The following is a 21,788-nucleotide window of genomic DNA, read 5'->3' as shown; positions in this document are numbered from 1 at the left end:
TCAGGGGCGGTCCGGGGCGAATCTGCCGTCCTCCCGGTACAGCCAGTACCGGCGCAGCATGCGCAACACCACGGAGACCTGCAGCGCGGTGATGCCGGGCAGGGGAGCGAGGTCCCTGGTGAGGAAGTCGGCCATCTCGTCCTCGTTGCGGAACACGCCCTGGTGGATGACCGAAGCGGTGCCGGCGACGATCGACACGTACCGCGCCGACGGATGCCGCGCCAGTTCACCGGCCACGGCCTGGATGGCGCCCGGGGTGATGGTCAGCGCGATGACCGCCTCCAGTTCGTAGCCGAGCTGCGCGGGTTCCACCTCGACGCGGGGCCGGACGATGCCGCGCCGCAACGTCGACTGGATCAGCCGGTAGGCGGTGGACTGGCTGAGGCCGAGGCTCCGGCCCGCTTCGGCCGCGGTGATCCGGCCGTTCCCGGCCAGCAGCCCGATGAGCCGCCGCTCGTCCGGGCCCACGTCGTCGGCGTCGAAACCGTCCGGGACGACCTGTTCGCGGGACAGGATCTTCTGCTGGTCTTCGCTCAGCCGGTGCAGACGCCAGGAGTCGGCCCTGGTCAGCGCCCGCAGCACCAGCTCCGAATGGGTTCCCGCCACGCCCGGTACGCCGGGGATGCGCTCGGCGAGCAGTTCGCGCGCCTCGGCCCGGTCCGGCACGTGCACGGCCAGGTAGACGTCCGACCGGCCCGCCGTCTCCGCCGCCAGCTGGACCTCGGGAAACCGGGCGAGCGCCTTCGCCGCCGAACCGGACGCACCGGGTTCGGTCGTGACCCAGACGTGGCGCGGGTTCCCGCGAGCCCTCGCCGTCCACTCGACCTGGCCGATCACGCGGAGGATCCGCTGTTCCTCGAGGCGGACCAGCCGCCGTCCCACCGTGCTGGCGGAGACGTCGAGCGCCTCGGCGAGCGTGGCGACCGAGGCGCGCGGGGCGATCTGCAGCGCCGCGATCAGGTCGAGGTCGGGTTCGGTCAGCACGTGGTGAATGTATCAGTCATCCATGAGTCTCACCTGACTGATCCGTGCAGAATTCGATTCAAGGTTGCACTATTCGGTCGCTTGAGTTTGTAATGGGCCTCCGATCAGGAAAGGAGCCGCGCCGGTGAGTTCCAGCCAGGCCAGAACGACCTCACGTCCGATGAACCTCCTGCTGCGCGCGCTCGACGGCGTCGAGCGGCTCGGCAACAAGCTGCCGCATCCGTTCTGGCTGTTCGTCCTCCTGAGCGGAGTGCTGGCACTGGCCAGCTGGGCGCTCAGCGCGGCCGGGGTGTCGGCGGTGAACCCGGCGACGGGCAAGACGGTCGAGGCGAAGAACCTGTTGTCCGCCGACGGCGTGCGGATGATGGTGACCGACGCGGTCAAGAGCTACACGTCGTTCCCGCCGCTCGGCACGATCCTCGTGGTGATGCTGGGCGTGGCGGTCGCCGAGCGGTCCGGCCTGCTCGCCGCGGTGCTCCGGTCCGGCGTTTCGAAGGTTTCGCCGCGATGGGTGACCTTCGCGCTGGCGTTCACCGGCATGGTGTCCCACGTCGCGTCCGACGCCGCCTACGTGGTGCTAATCCCGTTGGGGGCCTTGGCTTTCCGCGCGGTGGGGCGGAGCCCGATCCTGGGTATCGTGGTCGCGTTCGTGTCCATCTCCGCCGGGTACGACGCGAGCCCGCTGATCACGCCGACCGACGCCATCCTGTCCGGGCTGACCACGGCGGCGGCGCAGACGATCGATCCGGCCTACTCGGTCACCCCGCTGGCCAACTACTTCTTCTCGCTCGCCTCGTCGGTCGTGCTGGCCGCCGTGATCACGCTCGTGACCGAGAAGGTCCTCGCGCGGCGCGCCGAAGCGATGCCCGTCGACGACGACGCGGAGGAGGACGATCTCGGTTCGCTCAAGCTCAGCCGCGAGGAACGGCGTGGCCTGCTCGCCGCGCTCATCGCGCTGGCCGTCTTCGTGGTCGCCCTGGTGCTGGCGGTGCTGCCCGCGTCGTCGCCCTTGCGCGGCAAGGGCGGAAGCATCATCGAGTCACCGTTGCTGACGTCCATCTCGATCTTCCTCGCGCTCGGCTTCCTGGCCGCGGGCTGGGCGTACGGCAAGGTCGCCGGGACGGTGACCAGCAGTCGCGACATCCCGGGGTTCATGGCGCACGGATTCCGTGAGATGGCACCGATCCTGGTGCTGTTCTTCGCCATCTCCCAGTTCCTGGCCTACTTCAAATGGACCGGCATCGGGGAGATCACCGCGATCAACGGCGCCGGCCTGCTCAAAACCGCCGGGGTCTCCGGACCGGTCGTCATGCTGGGCATCCTCGTCGTGGTGACGCTGGTCAACCTGATCGTCACCAGCGGCTCCGCCCAGTGGGCGCTGATCGGCCCGGTGTTTGTGCCGATGCTGATGTTGCTGGACATCCCGCCGGAGACCACGCAGGCGCTGTACCGCATCGCGGACTCGTGCACGAACGCGATCACCCCGATGAGCCCGTATTTCGTGATGGCGCTGGGTTTCCTGCAGCGTTACCGGCGTTCGGCGGGGATCGGCACGCTGTTCTCGATGACGGTCCCGCTCTCGTTCGCCCTGCTGGTGGTGTGGACGTTGCTGTTCTTCGTGTTCTGGGTGTTCGGCATCCCGCTCGGCCCCGGCGCCCCCGTTCGCTAGGAAGGGATTCTCTTGTCACACACGGATTGGTCCCGGCAGGCACTGCCCGCCATGCTCGACGATCTCCGGAGCATCGTTGAACTGGAGACGCACAGCTACGACAAACCGATGCTGGACGAAGGCCTCGACACCATCCGGGCGTGGGTCTTGGACCGTCTCGGCTCACCCGACACCGAGGCCCGCCACACCGACACGGTCCGGGGCGACGTGCTTGAATTGGGCTATGCGGGGACGGCGCCGGGAACGGTGCTGCTGCTGAGCCACTACGACACCGTCTGGCCGACGGGCACGCTCGTCGGATGGCCGTACACCGACGAGGACGGCCGCGTCACCGGGCCGGGCGCGTTCGACATGAAACTCGGCCTGGTGCAATCGGTCTGGGCTCTGCGAGGGCTCCGCGAACTCGGCCTTCCGCATCCGTCGGTCAAATTCCTCTTCAACGGCGACGAGGAGATCGGCAGCCCCCACTCGCGGCCGTACATCGAAGCGGCCAGTGAGGGCGCGCTGGCCACCCTCGTCTTCGAGGCGTCGTTGGACGGCAAGCTGAAGACCGCGCGCAAGGGGGTCGGTCTGTTCGACGTGACCGCCACCGGCGTCGAAGCGCACGCGGGCCTGGACCCGTACGCGGGAGCCAGTGCGATCCACGCCCTCGCCGAGATCGTCGGACAGCTGGCGTCCGCGGGCTCGCGCGAACTCGGGACCACCGTCAACGTCGGCACGATTTCCGGTGGTACCGGTCGTAACGTCACCGCGGGCAGCGCCGGCTGCGGCGTCGACGTCCGGGTCGCCGAACCGTCCGAAATGGACCGGATCGACAAGGTGTTCGCCGGTCTGGAAACCGCCGATCCCCGCGTGAACATCTCGGTCGAAGGGGAGTGGAACCGGCCGCCGATGACCCCGAACGACCCGTCCCGGGCGCTGTTCGCGACCGCGCGGAAGGTGGCCGCCGAAGCGGGCTGGGAGCTGGAGGAGACCGCGGTGGGAGGGGCGAGCGACGGCAACTTCGTGTCGGCGCTGGACCGCCCGGTGCTCGACGGCCTCGGTGCCGTCGGCGGCGGTGCCCACGCACGCGACGAGCACATCCTCGTGAAACACATCCCGGAACGGACGGCGCTGGTGATCGGGCTGATCGCGGCGCTCGTCTGACGAGCGGGTCGATTCGACGTTTCGACGAGCGCCGGACGTGGTAGCCCATCTGGTGTCAATGCCCGCGGTTGGGGAGTGACGCCATGTCGTCCACGGAATCCACAATGGACAAGGGAGCCGTCGTCGCAGGTTATGACGGCTCAGAAGAGGCGCGGAAGGCCGTGCGCTGGGCCGCGGGGGAGGCAGCCGCCCGCGGTCGCGGCTTGGTCGTCGCCCATGTCGTCGGATTCCCGCCCGTGCCCGAAGCCGTCCCGGTTGGCGGGGCTTGGCCGCGGCCTGGATTCCTCGAAGCAGGGCAGGAAACAGCGCAGCGGCACGCCGAGGCCATGCTCGGCGACATCGCGCAGGAATGTCGCCGGGCATGGCCGGAGCTGACCGTTTCGACGCGGTTGCTGTCCGGCCGCGCGCCCGACGAGCTGGCCCACGCCGCGGAGAACGCGGATCTGCTGGTCATCGGTTCGTCGGGGCTCACCGCGCTGCCCAGGCTGCTGGTCGGTTCGACGGCCAACGAACTCCTGCACGACTACCACCGGCCCATCGTGGTCGTGCGCACCGGCGAGGAACCGTCGGCGGACGCTGACGGGAAGGTCGTGGTGGGCGTCGACGGATCCGAGACCAGCAGGGAAGCCATCGGATTCGCCTACGACTTCGCCGCCCGGCACGGCCGCGCGCTGGTGGCCTTGCACGTGTGGTCCGATCTGCCGCTCGAAGCGATGGCGGTGACGCCCACCGAGCACGACAGGGAGCTCATCGAGGAACGGGGAAAACCCCTGCTCGACGAAGCGCTGGCCGGATATCGCGAACGGTATCCGGACGTTCCCGTCCAGCGCGTGATCGCGGTCGACCGGCCCGCCCACGCGCTGGCAGAGCAAGCCGAGGGTGCCGCGCTGCTCGTCGTCGGCAGTCACGGGCGGGGGCCGTTACGTCGAGCTCTTCTGGGCTCGGTCAGCCGCGCCATGGTGCACCACGCGCCTTGTCCGGTCGCCGTGGTCCGTCACCGCAAGGAGCGCCACGCCGGTAGCCGCTGAGCCTGGCGGTAAGTGTTGTGCGCCCACACGAGCGCGCTCGCGGCGGCGACTCCGGCGAGGAACACGAGGCCCCTGTCGCTGAAGAGTCCCACCGTGATCATGAGGAGCGCGGTGATCTCGGCGACGACGAGCACGGCCCACCAGGTTTGGCCACCCGAGGAACGCTTCACCTGGTCGAAGGCCGCCGCGAGGTCGGGATCGCTCGCGGTCAGGTCTTCTTCGATCTCCTGCAGGATGCGGCGGTCTCTGCGTCGCACGATGCCTCCTTCGTCGCCCTTGTCCCCGCGCGTACCCGCCGGGGCCCGGGACAAACAGCGCCACTACCCGAAGTCGCGCGGTTGAATCCCGCAGGACCGGGTGAACGGCCAAATCCACGCTTCCCGGTGGCAACGCCCGCGTTACGCTGCCGACCGCGTCGTCCCGTCCACAGAATCGGTCATGAAGTTCCTGCGCCGGCTCATGATCCTCGCCGTGGCCCTGACACTCGTCCCCTCGCCGCCCGCCTTCGCGATCGGCACGCCGAAGCTGCTCATCGGGCAGGATTTCCCGGACCCCGACATCGTCAAGACCGACTCCGGCTTCTTCGCTTTCTCCACGAGCACCGGTGCGGTGAAAGTGCCGTACGCGCACGCCCCGGCGGCAGAGGGGCCCTGGCGGGTGGCCGGTGACGCTCTCGCGGCCGTGCCGAAGTGGGCGAAACCCGACGGCGGGTTCTGGGCTCCCGACGTGGCCCGCCTTTCCGACGGAACGTTCGTGCTCTACTTCTCCGCGGCGGTGGCTCCCGGTGGGGAGATGTGCATCGGCGTCGCGACCGCCGCGAAGGCCGAAGGGCCGTACACACCCGCCGGAGACGGGCCGCTGATCTGTGTCCCCGGCGACGGCGGTGACATCGACCCGCAGACCTTCGTGGACTCGGACGGCTCGCGATACCTGCTCTACAAGAGCGACGGCGCGGCGGTCGGGCCTCCGGCCGCGATCTGGTCCCAGAAACTGCGCGCCGACGGACGGACACTCGACGGCCCGCGGATCGAGCTCCTGCGCGCCGATCTCGCGTCGGAGAACGCGGTGGTCGAGGCACCGGCGGTGGTGAAAACGCCGAGCCGGTATCTGCTGTTCTACTCGGCCGACACGTTCCAGAGTTCCGGCTACCACACGGGATATGCCTCCGCGCCCTCGTTGAGCGGGCCGTTCGTGAAGGCGGGTACGCCGTTCCTGTCCACCGATCTCCTCGGCGGCAAGGTCGACGCGCCGGGAGGCGCCGACGTCGTCGACGGATACATCCACTTCCACGGCTGGCTCGGGGGCGGCCGCACCGCCCGCGGGATGTACCAGCTGCCCATCGGCTTCCCTGGCGATGTACCCCAACTCGGCTGACAGGGTTTCGTCGCCGTCGTTCGGGTATCCGATGGGGAAGACCGACCGAAGGAGCACCGGCGATGACAGCCCAGCCGCCCGACCCGGAACCCGAGAAGACCCGCCGCGAACCAGGTGGTGGCGTCCGGCCGGGTGACACACCGCCCGACTCCGCTCAGACGTCCGGACTGTCGCATCCGCAGCCGATGCCGTCCAAGGCGATGCCTGTGGCGTGGCTGATCCTCATCGGCGTGATCGTCGTCTTGGCGAGCGGGTTCGTCGTGGCGTTGGCGCTGGGGTGGCTCAAGCTCGGCTGACGGCCGCCACGACCGCGTCGGGGTCGTCGAACATGACGTTGTGCCCCGCGCCGGGGACGGTGATGACCTCGACGCCGGCGGCTTCCAGTTGTTCCCGGCCGGGTAGTTCACCACTGCGTTCGCCCTGCAGGTAGACGCGATCGACGTCGAGTCGCTCCAGGATGGTGCGCATCATGGGCTCCGCACCCTTCCGAAGCCCGGCCGCCGTGCGATACAGCGCGCGAGGGTCCGTGAGCCGCATGGTCGATGCCCACGCCGGCCCGACACGCTCCAGCACGCGCGCGAACTCCTTGTCGACGAACTCGTCCTCCGTGAAGGCGGTGATACCGCTGCTGCCCGCCGTCGGAGGCGGGAAAGGATCGAGGTTCGCCTCGGTGAGGACCAACCGGGAGACCAGGTCCGGACGCAGATGGGCGAGGACGAGGGCGACGGCGCCGCCCATGCTGTGGGCGATCAGTTCCGCCCCGGTGACTCCGGCCTGGTCCAGGGCGACGGCCACGGCTCCGGCGTGGTCCTCCAGCGTGTAGCCGAAGTTTTCGGGCCGGTCGCTGATCCCGTGCCCCGGCAGATCCAGGAAAAGGCTCCGCCTGCCCGCCAGTTCGGGGCGGGACGCGATGTGCGCGTGGTAGACCGAGGACATCGACCCGAGGCCGTGCAGATACACCCGCGCGGGCTGCGCGCCCGGCGCCTCCGTCCAACGGACACAGCTGCCTTCACCGTCGAACTCGGCCTGATACACCGCGTTCCCCCTCGTACTCGCGTGTTTCGATCAACGGCACAGTAGTTCATCCCGAGGCGGCCGCGTGTGGCTACCGTACGCGGATAGGTGGTTAGTGTCCGGAAGACTCTTGTCGAGGGGAGAAGCGCGTGAAGGTCACGATGAGAGTCGTCCTGTGCGTGGTGGGGTTGATGCTCGCGTTGACGGGCTGCGCGCCGAGCACCGGCGACATCGACGGCTTCGAGAAACGGCTTTCCGCCCTTCCCGGGGTCGATGGTGCGCTGGTCGAGGTTCAGCATCCGGGTCTGCCGACGAACACGAACGTCGCGATCTGGCTGTTCGTCGAATCGGTGGATGTCGAGTCGGTGGCGACCACGACCCGGAAGGTCGCCGGCGTGGCGAGGGCCGACGATGGTGTCCGCGGGCAGCAGGTCAACCTCTCCGTCGTGAAGGGGAGGCGTGCGGACTTCCCGAACCGCCAGGACGTCGTGGGGAAGACGGTGCCGGTGATGCATCTGGTCGCGGCTGCGCTCGGACTGCCCGAAGCGAACGGGAACATGCTCGTGCTCACTCCGGCGGAGATCGCGAAACTCGCCGATTCCGAAGGCTGAGCAGGTGCCTTGACGCGGTCGGGAACCGCTTAGCGTGCGGCGGCCAGGACCAGCTCGAGATAGTCGCGCGAAGCCCGCCGCCACGATTCCAGTTCCAGCTTCTCGTTCGCCGCGTGCATCTCCCCGGGATCGCCAGGGCCCCAGATCACGATCGGCGCGCCGCCCACCGACCCGGCCAAAGCCGAGGCGTCCGTGAAGTAACTGGCCGCGGGCGCGGGCGTCTGGCCGGAGAGAAGCTCGGGCAGCCGCGCCGTCCGGACGGCGGGCAGGTCGAGATCCACCTCCGCGGTGATGGCCGGATCGAGCGCGGAAGCCCAAGCGATCGATGGCGCTCCACCGTCCACAGTGCGCACATCCAGCGTCAGAACCGCCGACGCGGGCACGATGTTCGTCGCGGTCCCGCCTTCGAAGGTGCCGACGTTGACGGTTTCCTCGCCCAGGTAGTCGTCGGCGGCCAGCGGGAGGGAATCGAGCGCGCCGAGGGCCCGGTCGGCGAGCAGCCGGATCGCGTTGCGGCCCAGTTGCGGCGTGGAGCCGTGGGCCGCCTTCCCCTCCGCGACAAGCCGCAGCCAGGTGGCGCCGCGGTGGCCGAGCGAGACGCGGTTCCGGGTCGCCTCCGGCACCACGACGATCCGTGGCGCCAGATCCAGCGACGCCGAGGCCTCGGTCGCGCCCCGGCAGCCGATCTCTTCGTCGCTGGTGATGAGGACCTGCGCGTGGGCACCGGCTTCCGCGGCGTTGCGCAACGCGGCCAAGGCGGCGACCAGCCCGCCCTTCATGTCGACGCTGCCGCGGCCGTGCAGGTGTTCGCCGTCGACTTCAGCGGAGAACGGGGCGCGGTCCCACAGCGCGGGGGAGCCGACGGGAACGGTGTCGATATGGCACACGAACAACGGCCCGTCGCCGGATCCGGTGCCGACCAGTACCCACGGCCGCCCGGCGGTGGAGCGTCGCAACACGCGTACGCCCGGAGTGGCGGTGGCATAGGCGACGGCCAGTTCCTGCGCGGCGGCCTGTGCGGCGCTGTCGCCGGAGGTGGTGTCCTGGCGCACCAGATCGCGCAGCAACGCGAGGGTTTCGTCGGTCATGCGGGGTACTCCTGAGTCGATTCGCGGACGACGAGCCGCATGGAGAGCACGTGGTCGGCCGGGTCACGGCCGGCCGCGAGACGGGTGATCTCGTCGACCGCCTTGCGGGCCATCTGCTCCGTCGGCTGCGCGACGGTGGTCAGCCGCGGCGACGTCCATTCGCCGAGGGTGATCCCGTCACAGCCGATCACCGAAAGGTCTTCCGGCACCGACACCCCGGCGCGGCGGGCGGCTTCGAGCAGGCCGACCGCGGCGATGTCGCTGGCGGTGAACACGGCCGTCGGCGCCGCTCCGGTCCGCGCCATATGCGCGAAGAAGTTCATGCCGAACGCCGAGCTGAACGCGCCGCGCACGATCATCGCTTCGTCCGCCTCGATCCCGTGCGACTTCAGTGCGGCCCGGTAGCCCGCCTCGCGCTGGTCGGCCGTGCGCAGGCCGGCGGGCCCGCCGACATGGGCGATCCGCCGGTGGCCCTGGGAGAGCAGATGGGTGGTCGCCTGGTAGGCGCCGCCGAAACTGTTCGCGGTGACATGCGCGATCCGCGGACCGGCCGCTTCGACGTACTCGTCGAGGAAGACCACCGGGAAATCGCCGGCCAGGCGGCTCGTGAAGGCTTCGTTGGTGGTGTTCATCCCCAGGTAGATCAGCCCGCCCACGTCCGGCACCCGCATCAGGCGCTCGACGGCGGCGCGCTCCCGTGACGGCGAGGATCCGGTGAGCGCGGTGAGCACGTCGACGCCGTCCGTCGCGGCGGCGTCGACCACCGCGTCCGCCAGCGTGGAGAAGTACGGGTTGTCCAGCGACGGGACCACCAGGCCGAGGCTGAGGCCGGTCACTTGTTTCCGTACGGGCGGATGCCCTTCGGCCGCCAGCGCGGCGTCGATGCGCCGGGCCGTCTCGGAGGCGACGTTGAGCTCCCCCTTGACGTACCTCGACACCGTCGACACGGCCACTCCGGCCTCTCGGGCCACCTTCGCCAGCGACATCCGGCTCCTCCCCGTTGAGCGTTGACGGCGACTGCGAACGCATCTTATATTGACGGCGTTGCGCTACGTTGCGCAAATTACGCTAAGGCTTTTCGCTCGAAGGAGTCGTCGATGGTCAAGGTCCTGCTAGCCGGGGAGTCGTGGGTCAGTGCGACCATCGATCACAAGGGATACGACCCGTTCGCGCACACCCAGGTGGAGATCGGGTGCGAGCGGCTGCTGGCGGCGCTGGCGGCGGAAGGGGTCGAGGTGACTCACCTGCGTTCGCACGACGTGGCCGAGAAATTCCCGCAGACGCTGGAGGAACTGGACGCCTACGACGTCGTCCTGCTCTCCGACGTCGGCTCCAACACGCTGCTGCTGCATCCGGACACGTTCACCCGCGGCCGTCCGACGCCCAACCGGCTCAAACTGCTGCGCGAGTGGGTCACGAACGGCGGCGGCCTGATGATGGCCGGCGGTTACCTGAGCTTCCAGGGCTTCGAGGGCAAGGCGAACTACCACCGGACGCCGATCGAGGAGATCCTCCCGGTCGACATCGACCCGTACGACGACCGCGTCGAGACGCCGGAGGGCGTGCGTGCCCAGGTCGTCCAGCCCGGGCACCCGGTGGTCTCCGGTCTCGACCAGGAGTGGCCGATCCTGCTGGGCTACCAGCACACCACGCTGAAGCCGGACGCGGAGCTGCTCGCCACCGTCGAGGGCGACGTCATGCTGGCCGCGCGCCGGGTCGGCCGCGGCCGCACCCTCGCGTTCACCTCGGACATCTCCCCGCACTGGGCTCCCGAGGAGTTCATGGACTGGGACGGCTACGGCAAGCTCTTCGCGCAGGCGACGACCTGGCTCGCCGGTCGCGAGAACTAAGCCGCGCGCACTCGGGATCAAGGAGGATTCGATGAGTACGTCACCCACCGGCCGCGCGGCTTCGGTCGTCGTCTTGACGATCGCGACCGTCTTCGCCGGAATGCTCGGCCCGTTGCAGTCGCTCGTCAACGGACATCTCGGTACCGCGCTCGCCGACGGGCACGCCGCCGCGCTGGTGTCCTTCGGCACCGGCCTGGTGCTGATGCTGATCATCGTGCTGGCGCGCACCAGGACGCGCGACGCGTTCTTCCGGCTGCCCGGTCAGCTGGTGCGCGGGGAGATCCCGCGATGGAACTTCTTCGCCGGACTGTGCGGCGCGGTGATCGTGCTCTCCGAGGGGGTCACGGTCGGTTTCCTCGGGGTGGCGATCTTCCAGACGTCGCTGATCTCCGGCATGGTCATCTCCGGCGTGGTGTGCGACCGCCTCGGCATCGGCGTGCCGTTCAAGCAGGCGATGAGCGCGCCGCGCGTGGCGGGGGCGATCCTCGCCATCTGCGCCACCGTGCTGGTGGTTTCCCCGAACTGGTCTGCCCCGCACATGATCGCGCTGGCGATCATGCCGTTCGTCGGTGGCCTGCTCGCCGGCTGGCAGCCCGCCGGCAACTCCGAGGTCGGCCTGCTGTCCGGCTCGATGTTCGTTTCCATCACCTGGAACTTCCTCATCGGCTTCGTGGCGCTCGGTCTCGTGTACGTGGTGCGGATGGCGGTCTCGGGCGCGCACTTCGCGTTGCCGGGCACCTGGTGGATGTACTTCGGCGGGCCTCTCGGCCTCCTGTCGATCGCGTTGATGGCCTTGCTGGTGCGTGGTCTCGGCCTCCTGCTGCTGGGGCTGGCCTCCACGGCCGGTCAGCTCATCGGCTCGCTGCTGCTCGAACTCGTCGCCCCCGCGGCGGGGTCCAGCCTCCACCTGGTCACCGTCATCGGCGCGTTCGTGGCCTTGGCGGCCGCGGCGATCGCGATGATCCCGTCCCGGCACACGGCCGAACCGGCGGTCCTCGCCCAGCCCGCCGAGGTGCGCCGTGGCTGAGGTGCGCGGCGTTCTCGGACCGGTCGACGCGACGGAGCTCGGGCTGGTGCTGCCGCACGAGCACCTCTTCAACGACCTGTCCTCCGCGGTCGCCGAACCCTCGTACGCCTCCACACGGCCACTCGCCGAGGCGGAAGTGGGGCCGGGATGGCAGTTCCTGCTCCGCCAGGATCCCTACTGCTGCGCCGACAACGTGGCGGCGAAGGACCGGGCGAGCGTCGTGCGCGAGGTGACCGCCTTCGCCGCGGCGGGCGGCGGCACGCTGGTCGACGCGACGGGCAGCGCCGCGATCGGCCGGGATCCGCTCGCCCTGGCGGCGGTGGCCGAGGCCACCGGGGTCACCATCGTCATGGGCACCGGCGCGTACCTGGAGAAGTTCGAGGGGGAGCGCATCACCGCGGTCACCGTCGACGCGCAAACCGAGCGCATCCTCGCCGAGCTGGACGAGGGAGTCGGCGAGACGGGGATCCGGGCCGGCGTCATCGGCGAGGTCGGTGTTTCGCCGTTCTTCACCGACGGGGAGCGGGCTTCCCTGCGGGCGGCGGCGCTCGCGCAGGCCGCGCGGCCCTCCGTGGGGCTGAACATCCACATGCCGGGCTGGCAGCGCCGCGGGCACGAGGTGCTCGACCTCGTACTGGACGAATGCGGTGCGCTGCCGGGCAAAGTCGCGCTGGCGCACAGCGATCCGTCCGGTGAGGACCCGGGATATCAACGCGAGCTGCTCGAACGCGGGGTGCTGCTGGAGTTCGACATGATCGGCCTCGACATCTCGTTCCCCGGCGAGGGTGTCGCCCCGACGGTTTCCGAGACCGCTCGCGCCGTGGCGAGGTGGGTGCACGAGGGCTTCGGTGAGCAGATCATGCTGTCGCACGACCTGTTCTTGAAGCAGATGTGGACGCACAACGGCGGGAACGGGCTCGTGTTCGTGCCGACGATCTTCGCCGACCTGCTCGAAGCCGAAGGCGTGCCCGCCGAGACCGTGTCCCGGCTGATGCGAGACGTCCCGGCCCGATGGCTGACCGCATGACCCGCGCGATCGCGGTGGTCGCGTCGCTCAACGTCGATCACATCGTCCACGCGCCGCGTATCCCGGAGCCGGGGGAGACCCTGATGGGCTTTTCGGCGAGCCGGGAGCTGGGCGGGAAGGGCGGCAACCAAGCGGTCGCCGCCGCCCGGCTCGGCGCGGAAGTGGCCGTGATCGGCTGCGTCGGCCGGGACGAAGACGGCGACGAATACCTGGCAGCCCTGCTCGCCGAGGGCGCCGACGTGACCCACGTGCGCAGGTCCGCGCTGCCCACCGGGCGGGCGGCGATCACCGTCGACGCGGAGGGCGTCAACTCGATCGTCGTCGTGTCCGGGGCGAACGCCGACATCCCGGCGGCCGCGGCCGAAGCGGCGATCGATGAACTGCCGGGGCTCCGCGTCGTCGCGGGCCAGCTGGAGGCGGCGGCCGAAGCGACGGAACGCGCCTTCGCGGCCGCTCGCTCCCGTGGCGTGCTGACCCTGCTCAACACCGCGCCCGCCGACGACGTGGCCGGGAAACTGCTGCCGCTCAGCGACGTGGTGGTGGCGAACGAAATCGAATTCCGGCAGCTCACCGGTCAGGATCCGTTCGACGGCAACGGTTTGCGGCGCGGCGGTGCCGAACTGTTCGCCGCGGGATGCCGGTGGGTGATCGTGACGCTGGGCGCCGCGGGCTGTGCCGTCCTCGACGCGTCGTCGTCCACGCACGTACCGGCCGTCGCGGTACGGGCGGTGGACACCACCGCCGCGGGCGATTCGTTCGTCGGAGCGCTCGCCGCCCGGCTCGCGGAAATCCCCGGTGAGCCGACGACCGCGGACGTGGTGGCCGCTTGCGGTTTCGCGGCGAAAGTGGCCGCTGTCGTCGTGACGCGGCACGGAGCGCATCCTTCTCTGCCGACTTTGGCCGAGGTCGGCGACAGTGGCGTTGCGGATTCTCTTCAGGGGTAAGGCCGCTGACGTTGCGAAAGCCACTTTCCCAACCTTCAACGTTGCGAAAGTGGCTTTCGCAACGCGTCACGTTTGACATACCCCGTCAATGACCGCGAGGCGGAGTAGTCCCCGTTCGTCCGGACGACCACCCGCGCCACTCCTTCATGTGAACCGCCCCTTCTCGAACATCACGCAGGGAGCGCTTGACGCCACCATCCGGATGACCCTGTCCGAGCCGCCGCAACCTGCGCGCGTGAAGATCCGCCGTGAGTAAAAGTTTGACACGGAGTGACTGTTAGCGTGCGGAGAGAAGTCGTGATCTTGGATGTGGGAGGCATGCGATGAACCGTCTTGTCGCCGCGGTGTCGAGCGCGGCATCCGTGGGAGCACTGCTGATCGTGCCGAGTCCGCCCGCTCAGGCGGCAGCGGGCGAGGTGGTGGTCTTTTCCACCGAATTCCAGCGCCTGGACACCTACCGGAACCCCGAGGGCTGTAACAAACTTCCTGTCGCCGCACACGTTCTGCTCAATCAGAGCTCGTCGGAAGTGGTCGTCCACGCGGATCCGTTCTGCCTGACACCGGGCGTTCCGGTCGAGCCAGGGTTCGGCTCGCATGTGCCGGCGGGCAGCGGCGCCTTCTCGGTCAACCGTTGACCGAGAAGAACCACGTGTCTGTCGACGTCGTCGTGGTGGGAGTCGGCTACGTCGGGCTACCGCTGGCGGAAGCCGTTGCCGGGGCGGGATTGTCGGTGATCGGATACGACACCTCGCCCCGCGTGGCCGCCGAGATCGCCGCGGGCAGGCCACATGTGCCCGATGTGTCCGCGAGCCGGTTGCGGGCCATGCGCGCCAACGGCTTCACGGTGACGACCGACCCCGACGTCCTCGGTGGCGCCGAGACGATCGTGCTGTGCGTGCCGACCGGGTTGACCACGGCGGGCGGACCGGATCTGGCCGCCGTGCGCCGTGCGGTGGAGACGGTCGCCGAACGCCTGTCGCCGGGCATGATGGTGATCATCGAGTCGACGAGTTTTCCCGGTACCACCGACGAGATCGTCCGGCCGATCCTTGAAAAACGCGGTCTCACAGCGGGAACCGACTTCTCGCTCGCGTACTCACCCGAGCGGGTCGACCCAGGGAACAGACGGTTCGGCATCGGGAACACGCCGAAGGTGATCAGCGGGCACACCCCGTCCTGCGCGAAACGTTGTGCCGAGTTCTACGAGCGTTTCGTCGACACGGTGGTGATCGCGCGGGGCACCAGGGAAGCGGAGATGGCCAAGCTGCTGGAGAACACCTACCGGTACGTGAACATCGCACTGGTCAACGAGATCGCCATCTTCTGCGATCAGATCGGCGTCGACGTCTGGGACGTCATGCATTGCGCGGCGACCAAACCGTTCGGTTTCACGCCGTTCGCGCCGGGGCCGGGCGTCGGCGGCCATTGCATCCCGGTCGATCCCAAGTACCTGCTGGACAAGGCCGAGCGGGAAGGCGCACTGCTCGGTGTGGTGCACGCCGCCCGGCTCGTGGACGACCGGATGCCGGAGCACGTGGTCGACCGCGTGACCAGGTTGCTCGCCGAACACGGAAAGCCGTTGCGAGGCGCGAAAGTGCTGCTGCTCGGTGTCTCGTACAAGGCCGACGTGCCGGACACCCGCGAGTCCGCCGCCATCCGGATCGCCCTTCGCTTGCGAGCGCTCGGGGCGGAGTTGTCCTACCACGATCCGGTGGCGGAGACCGTGCCCGAACTGGGCCCGCCGGTGGCCGATCTCGACGCGACGCTGCGCACCGCGGACGTCGCCGTCCTGCTGGTGGCGCATCGCGCCTACGACCACGGCCGCCTGGCCTCGACGGCCAGGTTGCTCTTCGACGTGACGGGACGGGTTCCCGGGAAGGAGGTCGTCCGGCTCTGAACGTTCTGCCTGGTCGAGAGCAGGGCAGGCACGCGTATCGCAATTCTTCCGATCTTTCGCGAAAAGGAGAGTGCACGAATGACCACGGCGATCAAGAACGACCGGCTCCAGAAGCGTTTCCAGAAGTGGGACGTCAACGGCAACGGCAGGATCGAGAAGTCCGACTTCGAGGCCGAGGCCGAGCGGATCATCAGTGCGTTCGGTGAGGACCAGACTTCGCCGCAGGCGCGCGCGGTGAAGGACTCGTTCGTGACGATGTTCGAATTCCTGGCCGACAAGGCGGGTGTCGGCCCGAACGGCTCGTTGAACGAGCGGCAGTTCACCGAGGTGATCGAAGCGCAGATCTTCCAGGAAGGCGACGCGGGATTCGCCAGGGTGGTCCGCCCGACCATTTCGGCGATCGTCGGCCTGTGCGACACCGACGGCGACGGCGAGGTCGACCAGCGGGAGTTCGCCAAGTGGCTGGAGGCCATCGGGGTCGAAGCCTCGGCCGTGGCCCCGGCGTTCCGGGCCATCGACGTGAACGGCAACGGGAAGCTGACCGTCGACGAACTCGTGCACGCGGTACGCGATTACCACCTCGGCAAGAGCGACGTGCCGCTGCTGGGCAAGTGACCGCGCGGTGGTGAGTGGCCCACCCGCGCCGGGGAGCCACTCACCACCGCCCCCGGAAGCAGACCTCCCGCTCCGGCTTCAACCCGATCCCTTCGCCGGTGACCGGCAGCGCGGTGTGGATGAGGATGTTGTAGTGGTTGGGGAAATGGCAGCCGTCGAAGCCGAGCACGGTGCCGACGAGTTCGCCACCGATCCACACTTCGTCGCCTCTGTCGATCACGCCGGCACGGTCGATCTCGGCGAATCCGAGGAAGCCGACGTGGTCGATGCGGGCGCCCGGCTCCGTGTCGTCGTGGCTGGTCGTCACGAGTTCGTGGACCTCACCGGCGCGCACGCACCGGCTGGCGAACGGTTCGAGACTCATGCCCCGGTCGTCACGCCGATGTACCAGCACCTTCACCACCGTGCCGACGATCTCCCGCTTGGGCCCGTCTTCCCGCATCGTTCTCCCTCCGGTAACAATCATCCACTATGGACAGTGCGGTCAGGCCGTTGTCGCGCCAGGACCCGCCCTTGCGTACCGCTTCCTCGAACTCGCGCAGCAGTCCCTCGTATTCGTGCCACAGCGATCCCTTGAACTCGGGGTAGCCGTCGAGTAGGTCGGCGCGCAGGATCGTGCCGTCCGCCAGCCGGACCTCGACGTCCTTGACCTCTCCGGGAAACGACCAGTCGAGTTCGACGACCGCGCCTTCGAGGATCAGCGTCGCCCGCCGGTCGATGCCGTCGGCGTCACGGCTGATCCGGGCGTCTCGCAACTTCAGCCTGCCGAGGAACAACTGGACGAGGTCGAGGGCGTTCGGTCCGTTGTCCGCCACGCATCCGCCGCCGCACCGTGTCGCGTCGAGGTACCAGCGATCACCACCGACGTGCTCTTCGATCCGCTCCAGGTAGCGCACGGTCAGGGAGGCGATCGGCGGCCCGCCCGCGATCCTCTCGCGTAACGCGCGCACGTTGCGGTTGTACCGCCGATGGAAAGCCGTGAACAGGGCGACATCCCGCCGCGCGGCTCTTTCCACGAGGTCCTTGCCGTCGCGGAGGTTCGTGGCGATCGGCTTTTCCACGCATACGGGCAAACCCGCGTCCAGCACGTCCCGGCACACGGTGGCGTGCACGTCGTTCGGCGCCGTGACGATCACCGCGTCGAGCCCTCCGGCGGCGAGCATCTCCCGATGGTCGCGGTAGCCGGGCACGGGGATCTTCGCGAGTACCGCCGGATCGAGATCGCAGACCGCCGCGAGGGTGAAAGCCGGCGACCTTTCCACCGCGGAAAGGTAGAACCGCGAGATGACACCGAGCCCCACGACACCGACGCGGATCACCTCGCCGTCCTCTCCGCCGCGGTGCGCAGTTCCCGGTAGACCGCGTCGGCCACCGGCACGCCGTGCTGACGGTGGCGGGCCGCACGCTCACCTTCGTGCCAGCCGGGATAGACGACCGGGACCGCGGGATCGCGGGCGGGCCACTCCCGCACCGCGGTGAAGAGCGCGGACGCGTCGGCGGCGAATCCGGTGCGCAGGACGTCCGGAGCGATCGCGAGGGCGAGTACCCCGATGTCGTCGTCGCGGTTCCCGTCGGCCGACGTCGCGCCGAGCATGGCGCCGGGTACCAGCGCACCGAGTACCTCGACGAGCAGACCGAGCCCGAATCCCTTGTAGGCGCCCGTTTCGGGACCACCGCCCAGCCATTGCAGATGAGCCTCGCCCCGGTCGAACGCGGCGGGATCGGTCACCGGTGCGCCGTCGTCATCGGCGAGCCAGCCCGGCGGGATCTCCCTGCCTTCCCGCGCGGCGGCACGGATCCGGCCGGTCGGCACCACGGTGGTGCTCATGTCGAGGACGAACGGATGCGCGCCGCCGGCGGGACAGGCCAGCGCGAGCGGGTTCGTGCCGAGCATCGCGGCCGTGCCACCGGGTGGCGGGGCGATACGCTGCCCGCCGCAGTTCGAAGCGACGAGGCCGATCATGCCGTGCGTGACGGCCCGCGCGGCGTGGTGCCCGGCGCAGCCGATGTGCGTCGCCCCGCGCAGCGAGACCATGCCGATGCCATGCCGGGAAGCCCTGGCGCACGCCAATTCCATCGCCTGCGAAGCCGACCACAACCCGAGTGTGCGACGGGCGTCGGCGAGGACGCACGCGCCGAGGTCGGTCTCGACGGTCATGTCCGCCTTCGGCTCGGCGCGCCCTTGATCGAGCAGAGGAAGGTACAGCCTGGTCAGGTTCACGAGGCCGTGCGAGGTCACCCCGGTCAGGTCGCCGTGGCACAACGCGGTCGCGGCGATCGCCGCCCGGTCCTCGGGCATCCCGCGGTCGACGAAGACACCGGCCACCAAGGAAAGAAGAACGGGATAGGGCACCAGCACGGTCATGCTCCTCCCTCGCGGGCGAACCGCACGACGATCTCGCGGACGAGATCGCCGAACCGGTCGAGTTCTTCGACATCGGCGTACTCCCCGCGCGAGTGCGCGTTGTTCGCTCCCAAGGAACCGGGACCGAGAACCGCCGTCTTCGTGCCGGGAACTCCCGTGAGCCACAGGGCGTCACACGTGAACGCGGGCTCGTCGTCCGGCCACCGGGGAACGAACGCGTCCAGCAGCGGGATGTCCTGCGCCGGTAGCGCGGGCAGGTCGCGTTTCAGCCAGCGCAGACCGGTGATCCTCGCCGCGTCCGTCGCGGTGCGGGCGAACGCGGGGGACCACCGGAACCGGTCCTCGAACGCGGCGATGCCGCTCCTGAGTCCGTCCTCCAGCGCCGAGATCATCTTCGCCGCCGCTTCCCCCGAGTCGTAGGGAATGTTGAGCAGAAGTTCGCCGCTGCCGTACACCCGGTTGTGCATTCGGCCCGTGTGCAGGCCCGCGACGCAGACCTGACCGTGTTTCGGGAGGTCGTCCGCGAGGTGCTGGGCGAGGAACCCGAGCAGGACCGTCGCGTTGTGTCCTCGATGCGGCTCGTCGTCGATGGCGTCTTCACCGTCCACGCTCACGCACGCGGTCATCGACGCCGAGCACCGGGGGAGGTACCGCAGTCCGGTCGGCTCGCAGAAGATGTTGAGTTCGCCGTGGAATCCGGCTTCGACGAGCGGTCGTGTCCCGAAGGTGCCCATCGCCCCACCCTCCTCGCCGGAGACCGCCTGGATGAGGACGCCGATGTCCCGGCCGACCGCCTGCTCCGTCGCCAAGGCGGACCGGACACCGGCCAGCAGGGCCACCGCCGGCCCCTTGGCATCGATCGCGCCGCGGCCGACGAATCTGGTCCCGTCGAAACCCGCCGGCTCGAACGGGGCCACCGTGTCGAGGTGCACGTTGAACATGACGGCGGGAGCGGCGGGGCCGATCCGCAGCACGAGACTCGGCTGGCAGGTGAGGAACTCGGGCGCGGTGTCGCGGAGCAGGAGGGGAACACCCGGACGGTCCAGCACCGACGGGTCCGGGGCGGCGAACCGCAGGACGTCGAAACCGATGTCGGCGGCCGCGTCGGCGTAGGCGCGCATCGCGTCCCACAGGCGGACTTCACCCGTCGTTTCCAGTGGCCCGGCCGTCGGGAGGTCGAGCAGCTTCATGAGCAGGTTTCGATCCCCGGGCCTCATCGGAGGAGCTCGGTCATCGCCCGGCCCGCGGCGACGAACGCGGCCGCCGCGCCGTCGGCCAGTGCCCCTTGTTCGTGCGGTACGAGCGCGAGATGCGGCTCCAGCGACCACGCGCCCTGGTACCCGTTGGCCCGCAACAGTTTCACGCAGTCGGCGACCCGCGCGGAGCCCTCGCCAGGGAGGGTGAAGCCACGTTCGTCGGCGTCCTTGACGTGCACGTGCTCGACGTGACCGACGATGTCGGCGAGCAGGTCGAACCCGTCGTAGCCGTGGGCGACGCCGTTGCCGGTGTCGAACAACAGCTTCAGCGCCGGGCTCGCGACTTCGTCCAGCAGGTCGAGCATGCGCTCGGCCCGCGTGCCCGCCCAGCCCGAACAGTTCTCGTGGAGCAGCGTCACCCCCTGCCTCTCGGCCCGCTCGGCGAGAACGATGATCCGCTCGATGGCCAGCGTGCGCCAGGAGCGATCGCTCAGCCCGTCGTGGGGATAGGACATGATCCTCACGTAGCCGGTGCCGATCGCCCGAGCCCGCCGGGCGAGCACGTCGAGTTCTTCGAGGTCGTGCCTGAAATCGGTACCGGCGGGACGGGCCCAGCCACCGATCCGGGAGGCCAGGCAGACCACGCGCACGCCGCTGTCCGACAGAGCGGTCGCGACGGCGTCGAACCGCTCGTCGGTGAGGTCTGCGACGGCCTCCCGGTCGACCGTGCGCAGTTCGATCGCCTTCCAGCCCAGTTCGTCGAGCACCGAGAGCTGGCCACCGATGTCGTACGCCGCCTCGTCCGTGATGCCGGCGAGCACCGGGTCAGCCGGCATGGGACGCCACCGCGTCGGGTTCGGGGCTGGTGACCGGTTCCGCGCAGATGTTCTTGGCCACCGACAGCAGCCGCACCACCTCGGTGGCGAAGATGAAGCCCTGCGTCTGCTCCCCGCCCAGCTGGAACTTCCGGTAGGCCTCGAACATCCACTCCGTCATCGCGTCGTCCCGCAGGACGACGTGCTCCGACCGGCCGTTCGAACGCAACGTCAACTGCGAGTGATGGTCGTCGCCGCTCACCGCGAAATGCCCGATCGCGCTGCCCTGCTCGAACTCGACGGTGACCCGCCGCTCGCGGACCGGGGAGGTGAGATCCGAGCGGATCTCCGTGTGGACACCCGAATTGTGCCGGAGGCCGACGGCCGCCCCGCCCATCCGCGGGCCGACGTTGCCCTCGACCTCGAGATCGGTTCCGGACGCGTGGGTGACCCGGGCGGCGCCCGCGAGCCGCAGCGCGAGCGCGACACCATGCGGCAGCTCGACGTCGAAGGCGGTCGGGTGCCCGGGCCGCACGAGCGACCGGCGGAATCTCGGCTTGTTCTGCACGACGTCGATCGACTTCGCGGCGCCGAACCGGCCACCGCGGAGGAGCTCGACCAGCCGCTTCGTGAGGCTGCTGGCGAGCCAGGGTTCGACCACCTCGATGTGCAGTTTGTACTTGCGGCGCAAGCGGACGATCCGGGCGAGGTCGTCGATGTCGGTCGTGAGGGGCTTCTCCACGATCATCTTGCGAAAGCCCAGTGCGGCGAGATCGGAGAGCACCGCCAGGCGCTGGGTCGGTGGCGTGCAGATGTGCACGATCGTGTCGGCGGGGCAGAGCCCGTCGGCCGCCTCGTGGAGGGTCGGCGCGACCACCAGACCCGGCCGGGAGACGACGGTCTCCCTCGGTTCGCAGGCCACGACAGGATGGTCGTCGAAGAGCTTCGGGGTCCGTTCACGGAGTTTGGCCAAGACGGGGAGATGCAGACCCGCGCCTGCCCGGCCGAGTCCCACGACGAATGATCGCACTGGCGAGCTCGCTCCTCGAGTTTCGCAATCAGGAAATCCATTTCGAAACTGACATCGTCAAGATCAACTGTCAACAGTTCGGCCACGGGTTGACCAGGAAGTGCGAAC

24 protein-coding genes are annotated in these 21,788 nt (G+C 69.3%); 13 read left to right on the top strand and 11 right to left on the bottom strand.

The genetic code is table 11. The annotated features are described in order from the left end of the window. The gene (locus DMC64_RS22615; RefSeq protein ID WP_125735182.1) at positions 1 to 984 is read right to left on the bottom strand and encodes an Lrp/AsnC family transcriptional regulator; all 984 of its coding nucleotides are present in this window, start codon (positions 982 to 984) and stop codon (positions 1 to 3) included. Positions 985 to 1,144: 160 nt separating this feature from the next. Here DMC64_RS22615 and DMC64_RS22610 point away from each other — a divergent pair, with 160 nt between their 5' ends. From DMC64_RS22610 to DMC64_RS22600, 3 genes are all read left to right on the top strand, one after another. Then, positions 1,145 to 2,653 (top strand): AbgT family transporter, encoded by a 1,509-nt coding sequence (locus DMC64_RS22610; protein ID WP_125735369.1) that lies wholly within the window; start codon positions 1,145 to 1,147, stop codon positions 2,651 to 2,653. A gap of 51 nt (positions 2,654 to 2,704) precedes the next feature. Beyond that, a complete protein-coding gene (locus tag DMC64_RS22605; protein WP_125735368.1) occupies positions 2,705 to 3,799 on the top strand; it encodes a M20 family metallopeptidase in 1,095 nt (364 codons plus the stop codon). Positions 3,800 to 3,882: 83 nt separating this feature from the next. Beyond that, positions 3,883 to 4,827 (top strand): universal stress protein, encoded by a 945-nt coding sequence (locus DMC64_RS22600; protein WP_233629773.1) that lies wholly within the window; start codon positions 3,883 to 3,885, stop codon positions 4,825 to 4,827. On the opposite strand, the gene DMC64_RS22595 is transcribed toward DMC64_RS22600, so the two are convergent. Next, positions 4,794 to 5,084, bottom strand: coding sequence for a DUF3040 domain-containing protein (locus DMC64_RS22595; RefSeq protein ID WP_158634247.1), 291 nt, complete (start codon positions 5,082 to 5,084; stop codon positions 4,794 to 4,796). The two genes, DMC64_RS22600 and DMC64_RS22595, sit on opposite strands and share 34 nt — an antisense overlap. Before the next feature lie 181 nt (positions 5,085 to 5,265). Between DMC64_RS22595 and DMC64_RS22590 the strand changes: the two genes are divergently transcribed. After that, on the top strand, positions 5,266 to 6,201 hold the full coding sequence (locus DMC64_RS22590; protein ID WP_125735180.1) for a glycoside hydrolase family 43 protein: 936 nt from the start codon (positions 5,266 to 5,268) through the stop codon (positions 6,199 to 6,201). A gap of 62 nt (positions 6,202 to 6,263) precedes the next feature. Beyond that, positions 6,264 to 6,497 carry a DUF6480 family protein gene (locus DMC64_RS22585; protein ID WP_037345055.1) on the top strand — a complete coding sequence of 78 codons (234 nt, stop codon included), beginning with the start codon at positions 6,264 to 6,266 and terminating at the stop codon, positions 6,495 to 6,497. On the opposite strand, the gene DMC64_RS22580 is transcribed toward DMC64_RS22585, so the two are convergent. Further along, on the bottom strand, positions 6,484 to 7,236 hold the full coding sequence (locus tag DMC64_RS22580) for an alpha/beta fold hydrolase (RefSeq protein WP_125735179.1): 753 nt from the start codon (positions 7,234 to 7,236) through the stop codon (positions 6,484 to 6,486). The two genes, DMC64_RS22585 and DMC64_RS22580, sit on opposite strands and share 14 nt — an antisense overlap. 128 nt (positions 7,237 to 7,364) lie before the next feature. On the opposite strand from DMC64_RS22580, the gene DMC64_RS22575 reads away from it, so the two are divergent. After that, positions 7,365 to 7,826 (top strand): hypothetical protein, encoded by a 462-nt coding sequence (locus DMC64_RS22575; protein WP_125735178.1) that lies wholly within the window; start codon positions 7,365 to 7,367, stop codon positions 7,824 to 7,826. Positions 7,827 to 7,855: 29 nt separating this feature from the next. Here the strand turns inward: DMC64_RS22575 and DMC64_RS22570 are convergent, their stop codons facing one another. Beyond that, positions 7,856 to 8,914, bottom strand: coding sequence for a M20 family metallopeptidase (locus DMC64_RS22570; RefSeq protein ID WP_125735177.1), 1,059 nt, complete (start codon positions 8,912 to 8,914; stop codon positions 7,856 to 7,858). Continuing rightward, on the bottom strand, positions 8,911 to 9,900 hold the full coding sequence (locus DMC64_RS22565; RefSeq protein WP_125735176.1) for a LacI family DNA-binding transcriptional regulator: 990 nt from the start codon (positions 9,898 to 9,900) through the stop codon (positions 8,911 to 8,913). The genes DMC64_RS22570 and DMC64_RS22565 overlap by 4 nt, the downstream gene beginning before the upstream one ends. 111 nt (positions 9,901 to 10,011) lie before the next feature. Here DMC64_RS22565 and DMC64_RS22560 point away from each other — a divergent pair, with 111 nt between their 5' ends. The 7 genes from DMC64_RS22560 (at position 10,012) to DMC64_RS22530 (ending at position 16,274) form a co-directional block, all read left to right on the top strand. Next, on the top strand, positions 10,012 to 10,764 hold the full coding sequence (locus tag DMC64_RS22560) for a glutamine amidotransferase (RefSeq protein ID WP_125735175.1): 753 nt from the start codon (positions 10,012 to 10,014) through the stop codon (positions 10,762 to 10,764). A gap of 31 nt (positions 10,765 to 10,795) precedes the next feature. Further along, positions 10,796 to 11,791: a DMT family transporter gene (locus DMC64_RS22555; protein ID WP_038510724.1), complete on the top strand. Its 996-nt coding sequence runs from the start codon at positions 10,796 to 10,798 to the stop codon at positions 11,789 to 11,791. Then, on the top strand, positions 11,784 to 12,818 hold the full coding sequence (locus DMC64_RS22550) for a phosphotriesterase (protein WP_125735174.1): 1,035 nt from the start codon (positions 11,784 to 11,786) through the stop codon (positions 12,816 to 12,818). The genes DMC64_RS22555 and DMC64_RS22550 overlap by 8 nt, the downstream gene beginning before the upstream one ends. Further along, positions 12,803 to 13,762: a ribokinase gene (locus DMC64_RS22545; protein ID WP_125735173.1), complete on the top strand. Its 960-nt coding sequence runs from the start codon at positions 12,803 to 12,805 to the stop codon at positions 13,760 to 13,762. The genes DMC64_RS22550 and DMC64_RS22545 overlap by 16 nt, the downstream gene beginning before the upstream one ends. Before the next feature lie 323 nt (positions 13,763 to 14,085). Then, positions 14,086 to 14,397, top strand: a complete 312-nt coding sequence (locus tag DMC64_RS22540) for a hypothetical protein (protein WP_125735172.1) — start codon at positions 14,086 to 14,088, stop codon at positions 14,395 to 14,397. Positions 14,398 to 14,411: 14 nt separating this feature from the next. After that, positions 14,412 to 15,659, top strand: a complete 1,248-nt coding sequence (locus tag DMC64_RS22535) for a nucleotide sugar dehydrogenase (protein ID WP_125735171.1) — start codon at positions 14,412 to 14,414, stop codon at positions 15,657 to 15,659. A gap of 78 nt (positions 15,660 to 15,737) precedes the next feature. After that, positions 15,738 to 16,274: an EF-hand domain-containing protein gene (locus DMC64_RS22530; protein ID WP_125735170.1), complete on the top strand. Its 537-nt coding sequence runs from the start codon at positions 15,738 to 15,740 to the stop codon at positions 16,272 to 16,274. 40 nt (positions 16,275 to 16,314) lie between these two features. Here the strand turns inward: DMC64_RS22530 and DMC64_RS22525 are convergent, their stop codons facing one another. From DMC64_RS22525 to DMC64_RS22500, 6 genes are read right to left on the bottom strand one after another with little or no spacing between them, the layout of a single operon-like run. Continuing rightward, positions 16,315 to 16,716, bottom strand: coding sequence for a hypothetical protein (locus DMC64_RS22525; RefSeq protein ID WP_037345066.1), 402 nt, complete (start codon positions 16,714 to 16,716; stop codon positions 16,315 to 16,317). Beyond that, the gene (locus tag DMC64_RS22520) at positions 16,649 to 17,593 is read right to left on the bottom strand and encodes a Gfo/Idh/MocA family protein (RefSeq protein WP_125735169.1); all 945 of its coding nucleotides are present in this window, start codon (positions 17,591 to 17,593) and stop codon (positions 16,649 to 16,651) included. Before DMC64_RS22520 ends, DMC64_RS22525 begins: the two co-directional genes overlap by 68 nt. Further along, on the bottom strand, positions 17,590 to 18,639 hold the full coding sequence (locus DMC64_RS22515; protein WP_125735168.1) for an Ldh family oxidoreductase: 1,050 nt from the start codon (positions 18,637 to 18,639) through the stop codon (positions 17,590 to 17,592). The genes DMC64_RS22520 and DMC64_RS22515 overlap by 4 nt, the downstream gene beginning before the upstream one ends. Next, positions 18,636 to 19,829 (bottom strand): M20/M25/M40 family metallo-hydrolase, encoded by a 1,194-nt coding sequence (locus tag DMC64_RS22510; protein WP_370324538.1) that lies wholly within the window; start codon positions 19,827 to 19,829, stop codon positions 18,636 to 18,638. Before DMC64_RS22510 ends, DMC64_RS22515 begins: the two co-directional genes overlap by 4 nt. A gap of 23 nt (positions 19,830 to 19,852) precedes the next feature. Further along, complete coding sequence (locus tag DMC64_RS22505; protein ID WP_125735166.1) at positions 19,853 to 20,671, bottom strand: sugar phosphate isomerase/epimerase; 819 nt, start codon at positions 20,669 to 20,671, stop codon at positions 19,853 to 19,855. Further along, positions 20,661 to 21,680 (bottom strand): Gfo/Idh/MocA family oxidoreductase, encoded by a 1,020-nt coding sequence (locus DMC64_RS22500; RefSeq protein ID WP_125735165.1) that lies wholly within the window; start codon positions 21,678 to 21,680, stop codon positions 20,661 to 20,663. The genes DMC64_RS22505 and DMC64_RS22500 overlap by 11 nt, the downstream gene beginning before the upstream one ends. Positions 21,681 to 21,788 lie beyond the last annotated feature (108 nt).

It is taken from the genome of Amycolatopsis sp. WAC 04197, from assembly GCF_003947475.1.
Classification (GTDB): Bacteria; Actinomycetota; Actinomycetes; order Mycobacteriales; family Pseudonocardiaceae; genus Amycolatopsis; species Amycolatopsis japonica.
The sequence above is the reverse complement of the archived record's forward strand: the minus strand, read 5'-3'. Positions and strand labels throughout refer to the sequence as shown.

Coding starts and splice junctions, on each gene's coding strand:
- DMC64_RS22610 (WP_125735369.1), top strand. CDS start 1,145: ATGAACCTCCTGCTGCGCGCGCTCGACGGCGTCGAGCGGCTCGGCAAC.
- DMC64_RS22605 (WP_125735368.1), top strand. CDS start 2,705: ATGCTCGACGATCTCCGGAGCATCGTTGAACTGGAGACGCACAGCTAC.
- DMC64_RS22600 (WP_233629773.1), top strand. CDS start 3,883: ATGTCGTCCACGGAATCCACAATGGACAAGGGAGCCGTCGTCGCAGGT.
- DMC64_RS22590 (WP_125735180.1), top strand. CDS start 5,266: ATGAAGTTCCTGCGCCGGCTCATGATCCTCGCCGTGGCCCTGACACTC.
- DMC64_RS22585 (WP_037345055.1), top strand. CDS start 6,264: ATGACAGCCCAGCCGCCCGACCCGGAACCCGAGAAGACCCGCCGCGAA.
- DMC64_RS22570 (WP_125735177.1), bottom strand. CDS start 8,914: ATGACCGACGAAACCCTCGCGTTGCTGCGCGATCTGGTGCGCCAGGAC.
- DMC64_RS22565 (WP_125735176.1), bottom strand. CDS start 9,900: ATGTCGCTGGCGAAGGTGGCCCGAGAGGCCGGAGTGGCCGTGTCGACG.
- DMC64_RS22560 (WP_125735175.1), top strand. CDS start 10,012: ATGGTCAAGGTCCTGCTAGCCGGGGAGTCGTGGGTCAGTGCGACCATC.
- DMC64_RS22555 (WP_038510724.1), top strand. CDS start 10,796: ATGAGTACGTCACCCACCGGCCGCGCGGCTTCGGTCGTCGTCTTGACG.
- DMC64_RS22545 (WP_125735173.1), top strand. CDS start 12,803: ATGGCTGACCGCATGACCCGCGCGATCGCGGTGGTCGCGTCGCTCAAC.
- DMC64_RS22540 (WP_125735172.1), top strand. CDS start 14,086: ATGAACCGTCTTGTCGCCGCGGTGTCGAGCGCGGCATCCGTGGGAGCA.
- DMC64_RS22530 (WP_125735170.1), top strand. CDS start 15,738: ATGACCACGGCGATCAAGAACGACCGGCTCCAGAAGCGTTTCCAGAAG.
- DMC64_RS22525 (WP_037345066.1), bottom strand. CDS start 16,716: ATGCGGGAAGACGGGCCCAAGCGGGAGATCGTCGGCACGGTGGTGAAG.
- DMC64_RS22515 (WP_125735168.1), bottom strand. CDS start 18,639: ATGACCGTGCTGGTGCCCTATCCCGTTCTTCTTTCCTTGGTGGCCGGT.
- DMC64_RS22510 (WP_370324538.1), bottom strand. CDS start 19,829: ATGAAGCTGCTCGACCTCCCGACGGCCGGGCCACTGGAAACGACGGGT.
- DMC64_RS22505 (WP_125735166.1), bottom strand. CDS start 20,671: ATGCCGGCTGACCCGGTGCTCGCCGGCATCACGGACGAGGCGGCGTAC.